The sequence below is a fragment of the Arthrobacter sp. UYEF21 genome (genome assembly GCF_040546085.1).
Lineage (GTDB): Bacteria > Actinomycetota > Actinomycetes > Actinomycetales > Micrococcaceae > Arthrobacter.
This window is the reverse complement of record NZ_JBEPNF010000005.1, coordinates 184,187-197,319: the sequence shown is the minus strand read 5'-3', so window position 1 is coordinate 197,319 and position 13,133 is coordinate 184,187. Positions and strand designations below refer to the sequence as shown.

The window sequence follows — 13,133 nt, the reverse complement described above, 5'->3', positions numbered from 1 at the left end:
TGCATGGACTTCATGTGTGCACCGGCTGGTGCAGTGGTCCCCGGGAGCTTATGACAAGGAGGATCCAGGTGAGTCCCAAAGGCGAAGCAGGCGGGCTAAAGCAGCCCACAACGGCTGGTGTGGCCCTGCCCGCGAGCGGTGCCCAGGGCCTCCTGTTTACTGAAGACCTCCCCGTCCTTGACGAAGACGCCGGCTACCGCGGACCCACGGCCTGCAAGGCCGCCGGCATAACGTACCGCCAGTTGGACTACTGGGCGCGCACCGGGCTGGTTGAACCTGCCGTCCGTGGTGCTGCCGGCTCCGGGTCGCAGCGGCTTTATGGTTTCCGCGACATCCTGGTGCTCAAAGTCGTCAAGCGCCTGCTGGACACGGGGGTCTCCCTTCAGCAGATCCGTTCAGCGGTGGAGCACCTGCGCGAACGCGGTGTTGAGGATCTGGCACAGATCACGCTTATGAGCGACGGCGCGAGCGTTTACGAATGCACGTCCGCTGACGAGGTCATCGACCTTGTGCAGGGCGGCCAGGGCGTTTTCGGTATCGCCGTGGGCCGGGTCTGGCGCGAAGTTGAGGGCAGCCTGGCATCCCTGCCGAGCGAACACGCAGCAGTGCAGTCCTTTCCGGACGACGAGCTGAGCAAGCGGCGCGCCGCACGCAAGATCAGCTGAGCGGGTTCCTGCAGACAACGGACAGAAGAGGCCACCCCGCGGGGTGGCCTCTTCTGTTGTCCGCCGGAATCCCGTTAGGCGTCCGGTACTGCCGGAATTGTCCGGGGACCTAACGCTGGGTTCGGTTGCGCAGTCCGCTGCCTGCCGCAAGCAGGTTGGCCAGGAGGGCGTCGAACAGGGCTGCCGAGGATTTGGCCGATTCGCCCGGCCAGTGGTGCACAGGGTAGGCGGCACCCTGGATCTGCTGCCAGTTGGCCTGTTCCGGGATGCGCGGACTTAGCAGCAGGTCGCCAAACATCGATTCCATCTCCGCGAGCCGGTAGGAGTGTTCGGACGAGCCCGTGCGCACACGGTTGGCCACTATGCCCGCGGGGGAGAGGTTCGGTGCAAATTCCTGTTTGAAGAGCTGGATGGCGCGCATGGTCCGTTCGGTGCCGGCCACAGAAAAGAGACCGGGTTCAGCCACCAGCGCCACTTTGTCGCTCGCGGACCATGCCATCCGGGTCAGGCCGTTGAGGGACGGCGGGCAGTCGATGAGTACCAGCTCATAGTTTGTGGCGCCGGACAGGACTCCGGAGAGCCGGCGGAGGTCGCGGCGGCCAAGGTCGGGGCGGTCGTAGATGCCGGTGTAGGCCGAACCAACCGCGACGTCCAGCACGGCCTGGCCGGATCCGTTTAAGTGCCCCCGCGCCGTCCACGAGCTGCCCGCGACATTATCAGCCAGCTTGGTCCGGCGTGGGCTTTTGAGCATCCGGCCGATGTCCAGGTGGTCCCCGGGCTGCACGCCGAGGGCTGTGGTCGCGTCTGCATGGGGATCAAGGTCCACGACGAGTGTGGGGATGCCCGCGGCCAGCGCCGCAGACGCCAATCCTGTGGTGACGGAAGTCTTGCCGACTCCGCCCTTGAGGCTGCTGATGCTGACTACTTGCACTTGTGAGACCAAAACCTAACGCCGGCTGCCGTGTTGGGGGTAATGTTTGCTCCGGTAGTGCCGAAGCCGGGCGGCTCCTGCCGCCTTATTCATCATATGTGGCTATGCCGGCGATTACCGCCTTATGGGAGCGAGGCATGGCATTGCGGCCCGGTAAGTGGGCCGGTTGTGCCAGCCTTTGTCGATGCACGCGGGACATGACAGAGGTTTCTGTGACTGTGGACACAATGATTTGTGTTTGTGGCTACAGGTCTTGGACACTGTGACCACCTACCGATATACCCGCAATGATGCAGGAGAAGTATGTTTTCCAAGATTCTGGTGGCCAACCGCGGCGAAATCGCGATTAGGGCCTTCCGCGCCAGCTACGAACTGGGCGCCAAGACCGTTGCCGTTTTTCCCAACGAAGACCGTAACTCGATCCACCGCCAGAAGGCCGATGAGGCGTATCTGATCGGCGAAGAGGGACACCCCGTCCGCGCATATCTGGACGTTGCCGAGGTTGTGCGGGTAGCCAAGGAATCCGGTGCCGACGCCATCTACCCCGGTTACGGCTTCCTCTCCGAAAACCCGGACCTGGCCCGCGCTGCCCAAGAGGCGGGAATCACCTTCGTTGGCCCGCCGGCTGAGGTGCTGGAGCTTGCCGGCAACAAGGTGGCGGCACTCAAGGCCGCACGTGAGGCCGGCATTCCAGTCCTTAAGTCGAGTGAGCCCACGAAGGACCTGGACGAACTGATCGCTGCGGCTGACGAGATCGGCTTCCCCATCTTCGCGAAGGCTGTGGCTGGCGGTGGCGGACGCGGCCTGCGCCGGGTCGACACGCGTGAGGCCCTTCCGGAGGCCCTGCAGGCGGCCATGCGCGAAGCCGATGCGGCTTTCGGTGACCCCACCATGTTCCTGGAGCAGGCAGTTCTTCGCCCGCGCCACATCGAGGTGCAGATCCTGGCGGACGCCGAGGGCAACGTCATCCACCTGTTCGAGCGGGACTGCTCCATCCAGCGCCGCCACCAGAAGGTCATTGAGATCGCGCCGGCGCCCAACCTGGACGAGGGCATCCGCCAGGCCCTCTATCGTGACGCCGTGAAGTTCGCGAAGGCCCTCAACTACGTCAACGCCGGAACCGTGGAGTTCCTGGTGGATACCGTTGGCGAACGCGCCGGACAGCACGTCTTCATCGAAATGAACCCCCGCATCCAGGTGGAACACACTGTCACCGAGGAAGTGACGGACGTTGACCTGGTGCAGGCCCAGCTGCGGATCGCATCCGGCGAAACCCTGGCGGACCTTGGCCTCTCCCAGGACACTGTCCAGCTCAAGGGCGCTGCACTGCAGTGCCGCATCACCACGGAGGACCCGGCAAACGGGTTCCGTCCCGACGTCGGGAAGATCACCGGCTACCGTTCTGCCGGCGGCGCCGGTGTACGGCTCGACGGCGGCACCGTTTACGCAGGTGCCGAAATCAGCCCGCACTTCGACTCCATGCTGGTCAAGCTCAGCTGCCGTGGCCGAGACTACCCTGCCGCCGTAGCCCGTGCACGCCGCGCCCTGGCGGAATTCCGTATCCGCGGTGTATCCACCAACATTTCCTTCCTGCAGGCCGTTTTGGACGATGCCGACTTCATTGCCGGCAACGTGGCAACGAACTTCATCGACGAGCGTCCGCAGCTCCTGAAGGCCCGGGTCTCCGCTGACCGCGGCACAAAGCTCCTCAACTGGCTGGCCGAAGTGACGGTCAACAAGCCCCACGGCGAGCTCACAGTGCACTCGGATCCGGCCAGAAAGCTGCCAGCCGTAGGCGATCAGGAGCCGGCCGCCGGCTCCCGCCAGCGCCTGCAGGAGCTCGGCCCGGAAAGCTTCGCGAAGGCCCTGCGTGAACAGACTGCCGTTGCCGTCACGGACACCACTTTCCGCGATGCCCACCAGTCGCTGCTGGCCACCCGGGTTCGCACCCGCGACCTCGTAGCGGCTGGCCCGGCAGTCACTGCGCTGCTGCCGGAGCTCTTGTCCGTCGAAGCCTGGGGCGGCGCCACCTACGACGTGGCACTGCGCTTCCTCGGCGAGGACCCGTGGGACCGCCTTGCGGCCTTGCGGAAGGCGCTGCCGAATGTCTGCCTGCAGATGCTGCTGCGCGGCCGGAACACCGTTGGCTACACGCCGTACCCGGAAGAGGTGACCGAGGCTTTCGTCAACGAAGCCGCAGCCACCGGCATCGACATTTTCCGTATCTTCGATGCGCTCAATGACGTAAACCAGATGGCGCCCGCCATCCGTGCAGTCCGGGCCACTGGCACGGCAGTGGCAGAGGTAGCCCTGTGCTACACCGGCGATCTGCTGAACCCGGATGAGAAGCTCTACACGCTGGACTACTACCTGGAACTGGGACAGCGGATTGTGGACGCCGGTGCCCACATCCTGGCCATCAAGGACATGGCCGGCCTCCTGCGTCCGGCTGCGGCCGCGAAGCTGGTTGCCGCCCTGCGCGAACGCTTCGACCTCCCGGTCCACCTCCACACCCACGACACCGCCGGCGGCCAGCTGGCCACCCTGATGGCGGCAGTGGACGCCGGCGTGGACGCCGTCGACGTCGCGTCGGCGTCGCTGGCCGGCACCACCAGCCAGCCGTCTGCCTCCGCCCTCGTGGCCGCACTGGCCCATACCCCGCGGGACACCGGCCTGAGCCTGGATGCCGTCAGCTCCCTGGAGCCGTACTGGGAGGCCGTGCGCCGCGTTTATGCGCCGTTCGAATCGGGCCTGCCCGGCCCCACCGGCCGGGTCTACCAGCATGAGATCCCGGGCGGTCAGCTGTCTAACCTGCGCCAGCAGGCCATGGCGCTGGGACTGGGGGAGCGCTTCGAAGCGATCGAGGACATGTATACGGCGGCGGATCGTATCCTGGGTCGCCTGGTGAAGGTCACGCCGTCCTCGAAGGTGGTGGGCGACCTTGCCCTGCACCTGGTGGGGCTGAACGCAGACCCCGCGGACTTCAACGAGAATCCCCAGAACTACGACATCCCCGACTCCGTCATTGGGTTCCTGTCCGGCGAACTCGGCGACCCGCCCGGGGGCTGGCCGGAACCGTTCCGCACCAAGGCACTCCAGGGCCGCAGCATCAAGGTCCGCGACGTGGAGCTCAGCCCCGAGGACAGCGCCGCGCTCAAGGGCGACTCCAAGACCCGGCAAAGTACTCTGAACCGGCTGCTCTTTGATGGCCCCACCAAGGACTACCTCAAGAGCGTGGAGACCTATGGCAACATCTCCGTCCTCGACACCCGCGATTACCTCTACGGTCTTCAGCGTGGCGCCGAGCACGAGATCCAGCTCGAAAAGGGCGTCCGGCTGATCGCCTCGCTCGAGGCCGTCTCCGAGCCGGACGAAAAGGGCATGCGCACGGTGATGTGTACGCTGAACGGGCAGTCGCGCCCCGTCGTCGTCCGTGACCGTTCCGTGGTGAGTAACGTCAAGGCTGCCGAGAAGGCGGATCCGGCCCAGCCGGGCCACGTCGCCGCGCCGTTCGCCGGCGCTGTCACGGTGACGGCCAAGGCCGGCGATACGGTCAATGCGGGTGACACCGTGGCCACCATCGAAGCGATGAAGATGGAAGCATCCATCACAACGCCGGTGGCAGGCAAAGTCTCGCGCCTCGCCATTTCGGCAGTAGAGCAGGTCCAGGGCGGAGATCTCCTCCTGGTCGTTGAACACTAAGACTTAAAGCAACGCGGGGTCGCTTCCCGCCCATCCGGGTGCTGCATCGGACGGGCGGCAAGTGACCCCGCGTTTGTTGTTTCCGGCCTTGCCGGGACTGCTAGCTGCGCGGAGCGCCGTACATTTCCTCGATGACGGTCTCGAAGTCCTTCATTACCTGGGCACGCTTCACTTTCATGGACGGCGTCAGGTGGCCGGAGGCCTCGGTGAAGTCGGCCGCGACGATTCGGAAGGACTTGATGGCCTCGGCCTGGGACACCGAAGTGTTGGCCTGCGTGATGAGGTCCTGGACGGCTGCCTTGACGACGGGATTCTCCACCGCCTCCGCCAGGGTGGTGGTGTTCGGCAGGCCGTGGCGCTGCAGCCAGCCGGGAAGTGCCTCCTGGTCCAGGGTCACCAGGGCGCCGATGAACGGCCGGTTGTCGCCCACCACGAGGACCTGGGAGACCAGCGCATCGGCACGGATCTGGTCCTCCAACAGGGCCGGAACCACATTCTTGCCGCTGGCCGTGACAATGATTTCCTTCTTGCGGCCTGTGATCCAGAGGAAGCCGCTGTCATCGAGTTTTCCGATGTCGCCGGTGCGGAACCAGCCATCGGCAAACGTGTCGGCCATCAGGTCCTCACGCTGGTAATACCCGTGCATGACGCACACACCCTTGGCGAGGATTTCCCCGTCCTCGGCGATCCGGACCGAGTTTCCTGGCAGGGGTTTGCCCACGGAACCGATCTTGATCAGGGCCGGAGTGTTCACGGAAATAGGGGCGGTGGTCTCCGTCAGGCCATAACCCTCCAGGATCTGCAAGCCGATGCCCTGGAAGAAATGGCCAAGCCGTTCGCCGAGGGGACCGCCGCCGGACACGGCGTGGGCCACGTTCCCGCCCATGGCGGCACGCAACTTGCCGTAGACCAGTTTGTCGAACACAGTGTGCTGGAGTTTCAGTCCCAGGCCCACATGCCCGGCCTGCCGTGCTTTGGAGAATGCGATGGCGGTTTCCGTGGCCTTGTGGAAAATTGCGCCCTTGCCGCCGTCCTCTGCCTTGGTAAGCGCCGAGTTGTAAACTTTCTCGAACACGCGCGGCACGGCGAGGATAAACGTGGGCTGGTAGCTTTGCAGGTCCGCCAGCAGGTTCTTAATGTCTGGCGTGTGCGCCACGGTTGCCCCTGCGGCAACAGCCAGCACGGAGATGAAGCGCGCAAAGACGTGAGCCAACGGCAGGAACATAATGGTTCTGGCCTGCTCATTGACGACGTCGCCGAGTATGGCCAAGGCGTTGTCGGACAGTTCAACGAAGTTGCCGTGGGTCAGCTCGCAGCCCTTGGGCCGTCCAGTGGTGCCGGAGGTATAGATGATGGTGGCAACGTCACTGAGCCCGGCGGACGAGCGGCGCGCTTCAAGGTCGGCATCGCTGACGCCACGCCCGGCCTCGCGGACCGCGTCCAGCCCGGCGCCTTCGAGCTGCCAGACGTGCTGAAGGGCGGTGAGTCCCTCGGAGGTGGCAGCCTGCCGGATGATGTCTTCGTGGTGGGCGGACTCGCCGAAGGCGGCGACGGCACCCGAGTCGCCCAGGTTCCAGGCAACCTGGGACGGCGAGGAGGTCTCATAGATCGGCACCGACACGGCTCCGGCAAACCAGATGGCGAAGTCAACGAGTGCCCATTCGTAACGCGTGCGGGACATGATGCCCACCCTGTCACCGGCACCCACACCGCTTGCGATCAGACCCTTGGCAAGCGCGGAGACGTCGGCCAGGAAGTCCTTGGCGGAGACGTCCTGCCAGGCGCCCGCAGAATTCAGCCGCGAGAACAGTGCCGGGTTGCTGGGCTTGGCGGCCTGCCGCAGCACAAGGTGTGTGATGTTGGTTTCCGGTGGGACCACAACCAGCGGCGGAACACTGAATTCTCGCACTATAGCTCCTTCGATATCCATGGACCCGCACAGGGTATGCCTAAAGACTAATACGCCTGCAACGTGGCCGTGCAGTACTAAACCTACTGGCCAGTAACATATCCGTCAAAGGATGCTCGAACGCACGGCGCCGGGCTCCCGGCACAGTGCCCGGGGCGCGCCTACAATGAGGCACTATGTATGCAACGTCCCCCGCATCGCAGGCCGGTCCGCCCGGCCGTCCCGCGCCTTGGCGGCGGCGGCCCCGGCCTGCGCGGATGCAGCCCTGGCGGGGAGAAAGGTTCCGCGAGCATCTGCGGCTTCGGCGCAAGGGACTGGCGATCGGGATCGACATCGGCGGCACCAAAGTGGCTGCCGGTGTAGTGGACGCTGACGGCAGGATCCTCAGTGAGTCACGGCGGTCCACCCCCGGCAGTGACCCACGGGCAGTGGAGCAGGTCATCGTGGAGCTGGTGGATGAGTTGGGCGCGAGCCACCGGATCCGGTCAGTGGGCATCGGGGCAGCCGGGTGGATGGACCTGGACGGTGGAACAGTGCTGTTCAGTCCGCACCTCGCGTGGCGCAACGAGCCTCTGCGGGCCAACCTTCAGCGACTCCTGCGCCGGCCCGTCCTGCTGTCGAACGACGCCGACGCCGCGGCCTGGGCGGAATGGCGCTTTGGTGCCGGGCAAGGTGAGGACCGGCTGGTGTGCATCACCCTCGGCACCGGCATCGGCGGCGCCATGGTGATGGATGGCCGGGTGGAGCGCGGCCGGTTTGGTGTCGCCGGCGAATTTGGACACCAGATCATCATGCCCGGCGGACACCGCTGTGAGTGCGGCAACCGGGGCTGCTGGGAACAGTACGCCTCCGGCAATGCCCTGGGGAGGGAGGCGAGGATCCTGGCGGCGGCCAATTCGCCGGTGGCCCAGGAACTGCTGGCCACAGTTGGCGGCAGGACGGACCGGATCACCGGGGCGATCGTCACTGATCTGGCCCTGGCCGGCGACGCCGCGTGCCGCGAACTCCTGGAGGAAGTGGGGGAGTGGCTGGGCCTTGGATTGGCGAACCTGGCAGCCTCGCTGGACCCGGGGCTCTTTGTGATCGGCGGCGGACTCTGCTCTGCGGGGGACCTGCTGGTGGAGCCGGCCCGCAAAGCGTTCGCCAGGAACTTGACAGGCCGCGGTTTCCGCCCCGCCGCCGGCATCGAGCTGGCTGCGCTGGGACCCAACGCAGGGCTCATCGGAGCCGCGGATCTATCACGGGTGAGCAGCCGCATGCGCGCCTGACATGGGAACCGGCGGCTGCAGCTGCCCGTTACTGCGGTGAGGGCCGCAGCTCAGACGCGGGCGCCGTCGTCGTTCTCATCCTTTTCCTGGGGCAGCTTCATGATCAGGTAGACCACGGCCAGGATGAACGCTGCCACCATGCCCGATATCGCCAGGAGCGGCGCTGACCGCCAGAACATGACGGACAGGAGCAGCGCCGCGGGGGCGCCGACTGCGCCAAGCCAGGCGAGCATGGTCAGTGGATCTGTTCCCGCCAGGCTTGGTGGTTCTTCGGGAACGAACTCGCCGCCGTCGTCATCCACCTCATAGTCACGCGGGCCGCCAGCCTGGCCGTCCTGACCGTTCTGACCGACGCCGGCATCCTCACTGGGGCGGGATGGCCCGCCGCCGGGCGGGGCCGCGAGCCGTTCGGCCGCGGACAACTCCATGGGGGCAGGGCCAGCCAGGCCCAGGGGATCAAAGTCGCGGAAGGTCGCGGACGGTCGCGGCGTATTTGCGGGGTCGTCCCTGCTTGCGTCCGGGCCTGTGGCATCGGAGCCCGCATGGTCATCGGGGCTCCCTGTAGTCTCGGGGCCGGCAGAGTTGTTGTCCGGCGCGACGCTGCTGCCGTCGGCGGACTTCCCCTCCAGCCGGGCCACCAGGTCCAGCCAGACAGCATCGTCCTGGTTTGCACTCGGATCCGGCGAACCTGAATTGGGCCTAGTCATGGGGGATGCCCTCCTGGACGTGGGCTGCTGCCGTGTCCGCCAGCACCGTCCGGATAAACTCCACGGACCCGCGGAAGATTTCCTCGGCGTCGTTGTCCAGTGTTGCTACGTGGTAGCTGTTCTCTAGGGAGGTCAGGGTCAGCGGGGCGTTGGTCAGGCCACGGCGCAAAGCCACAATGCTGGAGTCTGAGACCACATGGTCCACCGTCGAACGGAACACCCGGACAGGTGCGGTGACCCGGGGGAGCAGCCTGACGGTGTCCTTGAACATCTTGTTTAGCTCGTGGGCGGCTGCCACCGGCGTCCGCGGATACGCGGCTTCGTCCATGCCCGGTTTTAGGATGTCGTTGGCGATCGCGGGGGTGCTCTTCATGACGAATTTCAGGATTCCGGCCAGCGGGGCGCGGGGATCGTCGATGACCAGTCCGGGGTTCACCAAGATTACGCCGCTGACTGGCCTGGTGGCGGCGATCCGCAGTGCCAGTGCCCCTCCCATGCTCAGGCCGGCAGTAAAGACATGATCACACTTGGCGTCGAGTTCCAGGAACGCGCGGTCCAGTTCGGCATGCCACTGCGTCCAGCGTGTCCGTGCCAGCTCCTGCCAACTTGTGCCGTGGCCGGGCAGCAGCGGCATCCGTACGGCGAAGCCGGCGTCCGCGAGCGACTGTCCCCAGGCACGGAGTCCGTGGGGGCTTCCCGTAAACCCGTGGGAGAGGACCACCCCGATCCGGCCAACGTCACCGGACGCTGTGCTGCTGAAAGGACTGTGGTCCGGAAGGCTGGTCATTAAGTCTCCGAGGTGGTGTGCGGGGTGCGGGCCGGGGTTGCCGTGCTGGCTGAATGGTCGAGGAAAAACTGACTGGAACGGGCGAAAATTTCCGGCGCGTCAACGTCCAGGGTTGCGACATGTCCACTGTTGTGAAGGTCCACAACCTCCGTCAGCCGGGGGCCCAGCCTGTGGCGCAGGGTGGAGAGCGAAGTGGGTGGAACGACGGCGTCGGCCCGGGACTTGAAGACCTGCACCGGGGCGTCTATTTTACGCAAGCCGCGAACAGCCGCGCCGAACAGCCGCTTAAGCTCGTGCACCGCTGCCAAGGGCGTGAGCGAGTAGTCGCCGTCTTCGGTTACCGCCGCTGTCGGCTGTTCCTCCTGGATGGGCAGTGTGGTGCGCTGGAAATACTTGAGCACCCCGATGATGCGGACCCGGCGGTCGTAGAAGCTAAGCCCGGGATTTACCACGGAGACACCGGCCACTGGATGCCGTGCGGCCGTCAGCAGCGCGATGGCACCACCCATCGACAAGCCGGCCACAAAACAATGGTCCGTGCGGGCCTCGAGCTCCTGGTAGGCCGCTTCGAAGGTTCCGTACCATTCGCGCCAATTCGAGCGTGCAAGTTGGCGCCAGTCCGTGCCGTGGCCGGGAAGGAGAGGGACGGAGACGGCAAAACCCTGGGCAGCGAGCTCCTCCGCCCATGGCAGGACGCTGAGCGGACTTCCGGTAAACCCGTGGCAGATGGCGATCCCGGTCCTTGCATTGGAACCATGGCCGGGGTAGCTGAAAGCGGCAGGCCGGGGCGGAGTGCTGCTTTCTGTCATGACACCATCGTGTCACTGTTCCGGACAAATCTCACTAGAGTAGGGTTGCATTGAAGTGCTGGCCGGACCCATCGACGGGCCAGCCGGCAGGCTTCCGGAGAGGTTTGACACGTGTTCTATTGGGTCATGAAAAGAGTCTTCCTGGGTCCGGTGCTGCGGCTGCTTTTCCGCCCTTGGGTCAAGGGCCTGGACAACGTTCCGGCAGCGGGCGCTGCCATCATCGCCTCGAACCACCTCTCGTTCTCCGATTCAATCTTTATGCCCCTGATGGTGCCACGGCCGGTTGTTTTCCTTGCCAAATCCGAGTACTTCACGGGGAGCGGTGTCAAAGGCCGGCTGACGGCCATGTTCTTCAGGCTCACCAACCAGCTGCCCATGGATAGGTCCGGCGGCGCCGCGTCGGCGGGTTCGCTGAACGCCGGCATGGATGTCCTCACCAGCGGCGGCCTGCTGGGGATCTACCCGGAGGGCACCCGCAGCCCCGACGCCCGGCTCTACCGGGGCAAAGTGGGCGTGGCCAGGCTGGCCCTCCAGGCCGGGGTCCCGGTGATTCCGGTAGCGATGATCGGAACTGACAAGGTTCAGCCCATCGGCAAACGGATGCCTAATATCCGGCGGATCGGCATGATTTTTGGGGCACCGCTGGATTTCAGCGAGTACGCAGACCAAGCCGAAGACCGGCTGGTTCAGCGCAAAGTCACGGACGAAATCATGTTCGAACTGATGCGGCTTTCCGGCCAGCAATATGTGGACGAATACGCGGCCGTGGTGAAACTACGGCTCGCCGGGGTGGAGACCACCGAACCCATGGAACCTGCGGAGCCCGGCAGCAAGGACCCGGACGCAAGCTGACTGTGACGCCGCTCTCCGAACGCGTGACGGTCAGGTGTCCTGAAGCCAGCGGCGAGCATTAGTCTTAGATGGTGACTGAGCTATCTGCAAAACCTGCCTTTTCGCTGTCCAGCACCGCCCAGAGCGGAGCAGCCAACTATCCTGGCCTTGATGACTGGCGGAATCTTCCCGTCTCCCAGCAGCCCAGCTGGCAGGACAAGGACGTCTTTGACGCCTCGGTCCGGGAACTTTCCGTCCTCCCGCCGCTGGTTTTTGCCGGCGAAGTCGATGTCCTGCGTGAGCGGCTGGCAGCCGCGGCCCAGGGCAAGGCGTTTTTGCTCCAGGGCGGCGACTGCGCTGAGACCTTTGAGGCTGCCACTGCAGACAAGATCAGCGCCCGTGTGAAAACCATCCTGCAGATGGCGGTGGTGCTCACTTACGGTGCCGCGATGCCCGTCATCAAGATGGGCCGAATGGCCGGCCAGTTCGCCAAGCCACGTTCTTCCAATGACGAAACCCGCGATGGCGTGACGCTTCCGGCGTACCGCGGCGACATCGTCAACGGCTACGATTTCACGCCTGAATCCCGCGGCCACGACGCTGCCCGGATGCTCAGGGCCTACCACACGTCGGCGTCCACGCTGAACCTCATCCGGGCCTTCACACAGGGTGGCTTTGCCGACCTTCGTTCGGTGCACCAGTGGAACAAGGGCTTCACCGAAAACCCGGCGCACGCCCGCTATGAGTCCCTGGCCCGCGACATTGACCGTGCCATCAAGTTCATGGCGTCCTGCGGTGCGGACTTCGAGGCACTCAAACGGGTGGAGTTCTTCGCGAGCCACGAAGCGCTGCTGCTGGACTATGAGCGGGCCCTGACCCGCATCGACTCCCGCACTGGTTTCCCCTACGACACCTCCGCGCATTTCCTCTGGATCGGGGAGCGGACGCGCGGACTCGACGACGCCCACGTCGACTTCCTCTCCCGCGTCCGCAATCCGATCGGCGTGAAACTGGGCCCGTCCACTTCCGGCGACGACGCCCTGCGCCTCATCGACAAACTGGACCCGGAGCGCGAACCCGGCCGCCTGACATTCATCACGCGCATGGGTGCGGGAAACATCCGCGAAAAGCTTCCCGCCGTCGTCGAAAAGGTCACCGCTTCCGGCGCCCAGGTCCTCTGGGTCACGGATCCCATGCATGGCAACACCGTCACGTCGCCCAACGGCTACAAGACGCGCAATTTCGACGACGTTATTGACGAAGTGCGCGGGTTCTTCGAAGTGCACCACGCCTTGGGCACCGTTCCTGGTGGCCTGCACGTGGAGATGACCGGCGACGACGTTGCCGAATGCCTCGGCGGTGCCGATCCAGTGGACCAGGACGCGTTCCTGGACAAGTACGAGTCGGTCTGCGACCCCCGCCTGAACCACATGCAGTCACTCGAAATGGCGTTCCTTGTGGCCGGGGCACTTGTCAAGCACTGAATCCCTGATCACGACGGTGGTGTAGCCGGCAGGCCGCCGG

10 protein-coding genes are annotated in these 13,133 nt (G+C 65.2%); 5 read left to right on the top strand and 5 right to left on the bottom strand.

Annotated elements, in window-relative coordinates; all coding sequences use genetic code 11:
• Nucleotides 1-68 precede the first annotated feature (68 nt).
• The gene (locus ABIB27_RS08200; protein ID WP_354216844.1) at nucleotides 69-665 is read left to right on the top strand and encodes a MerR family transcriptional regulator; all 597 of its coding nucleotides are present in this window, start codon (nucleotides 69-71) and stop codon (nucleotides 663-665) included.
• A 109-nt stretch (nucleotides 666-774) separates the two neighbouring features.
• Here the strand turns inward: ABIB27_RS08200 and ABIB27_RS08195 are convergent, their stop codons facing one another.
• A complete protein-coding gene (locus ABIB27_RS08195; protein WP_354216845.1) occupies nucleotides 775-1,596 on the bottom strand; it encodes a ParA family protein in 822 nt (273 codons plus the stop codon).
• Between the two features lie 303 nt (nucleotides 1,597-1,899).
• On the opposite strand from ABIB27_RS08195, the gene ABIB27_RS08190 reads away from it, so the two are divergent.
• A complete protein-coding gene (locus tag ABIB27_RS08190; protein WP_354216846.1) occupies nucleotides 1,900-5,298 on the top strand; it encodes a pyruvate carboxylase in 3,399 nt (1,132 codons plus the stop codon).
• 100 nt (nucleotides 5,299-5,398) lie between these two features.
• On the opposite strand, the gene ABIB27_RS08185 is transcribed toward ABIB27_RS08190, so the two are convergent.
• A complete protein-coding gene (locus ABIB27_RS08185) occupies nucleotides 5,399-7,207 on the bottom strand; it encodes an AMP-dependent synthetase/ligase (RefSeq protein WP_354216847.1) in 1,809 nt (602 codons plus the stop codon).
• 257 nt (nucleotides 7,208-7,464) lie between these two features.
• On the opposite strand from ABIB27_RS08185, the gene ABIB27_RS08180 reads away from it, so the two are divergent.
• Nucleotides 7,465-8,475: an ROK family glucokinase gene (locus ABIB27_RS08180; protein WP_354216901.1), complete on the top strand. Its 1,011-nt coding sequence runs from the start codon at nucleotides 7,465-7,467 to the stop codon at nucleotides 8,473-8,475.
• Nucleotides 8,476-8,525: 50 nt separating this feature from the next.
• Here ABIB27_RS08180 and ABIB27_RS08175 read toward each other — a convergent pair whose 3' ends face one another.
• The 3 genes from ABIB27_RS08175 to ABIB27_RS08165 are packed head-to-tail and all read right to left on the bottom strand — an operon-like array spanning nucleotide 8,526 to nucleotide 10,778.
• On the bottom strand, nucleotides 8,526-9,182 hold the full coding sequence (locus ABIB27_RS08175) for a hypothetical protein (RefSeq protein ID WP_354253775.1): 657 nt from the start codon (nucleotides 9,180-9,182) through the stop codon (nucleotides 8,526-8,528).
• Nucleotides 9,175-9,969 carry an alpha/beta hydrolase gene (locus tag ABIB27_RS08170; RefSeq protein WP_354253774.1) on the bottom strand — a complete coding sequence of 265 codons (795 nt, stop codon included), beginning with the start codon at nucleotides 9,967-9,969 and terminating at the stop codon, nucleotides 9,175-9,177. Before ABIB27_RS08170 ends, ABIB27_RS08175 begins: the two co-directional genes overlap by 8 nt.
• A complete protein-coding gene (locus ABIB27_RS08165) occupies nucleotides 9,969-10,778 on the bottom strand; it encodes an alpha/beta hydrolase (RefSeq protein WP_354253773.1) in 810 nt (269 codons plus the stop codon). Before ABIB27_RS08165 ends, ABIB27_RS08170 begins: the two co-directional genes overlap by 1 nt.
• Before the next feature lie 111 nt (nucleotides 10,779-10,889).
• Here ABIB27_RS08165 and ABIB27_RS08160 point away from each other — a divergent pair, with 111 nt between their 5' ends.
• Together ABIB27_RS08160 and ABIB27_RS08155 are read left to right on the top strand one after the other, a co-directional pair.
• Complete coding sequence (locus ABIB27_RS08160; RefSeq protein WP_354216851.1) at nucleotides 10,890-11,630, top strand: lysophospholipid acyltransferase family protein; 741 nt, start codon at nucleotides 10,890-10,892, stop codon at nucleotides 11,628-11,630.
• A 68-nt stretch (nucleotides 11,631-11,698) separates the two neighbouring features.
• Nucleotides 11,699-13,093 carry a class II 3-deoxy-7-phosphoheptulonate synthase gene (locus ABIB27_RS08155; protein WP_354216852.1) on the top strand — a complete coding sequence of 465 codons (1,395 nt, stop codon included), beginning with the start codon at nucleotides 11,699-11,701 and terminating at the stop codon, nucleotides 13,091-13,093.
• Nucleotides 13,094-13,133 lie beyond the last annotated feature (40 nt).

Bases quoted from the DNA above. Each gene is read 5' to 3' on its own strand.
- ABIB27_RS08170 (WP_354253774.1), bottom strand. From the start codon at position 9,969: ATGACCAGCCTTCCGGACCACAGTCCTTTCAGCAGCACAGCGTCCGGT.
- ABIB27_RS08180 (WP_354216901.1), top strand. From the start codon at position 7,465: ATGCAGCCCTGGCGGGGAGAAAGGTTCCGCGAGCATCTGCGGCTTCGG.
- ABIB27_RS08190 (WP_354216846.1), top strand. From the start codon at position 1,900: ATGTTTTCCAAGATTCTGGTGGCCAACCGCGGCGAAATCGCGATTAGG.
- ABIB27_RS08155 (WP_354216852.1), top strand. From the start codon at position 11,699: ATGGTGACTGAGCTATCTGCAAAACCTGCCTTTTCGCTGTCCAGCACC.
- ABIB27_RS08165 (WP_354253773.1), bottom strand. From the start codon at position 10,778: ATGACAGAAAGCAGCACTCCGCCCCGGCCTGCCGCTTTCAGCTACCCC.
- ABIB27_RS08175 (WP_354253775.1), bottom strand. From the start codon at position 9,182: ATGACTAGGCCCAATTCAGGTTCGCCGGATCCGAGTGCAAACCAGGAC.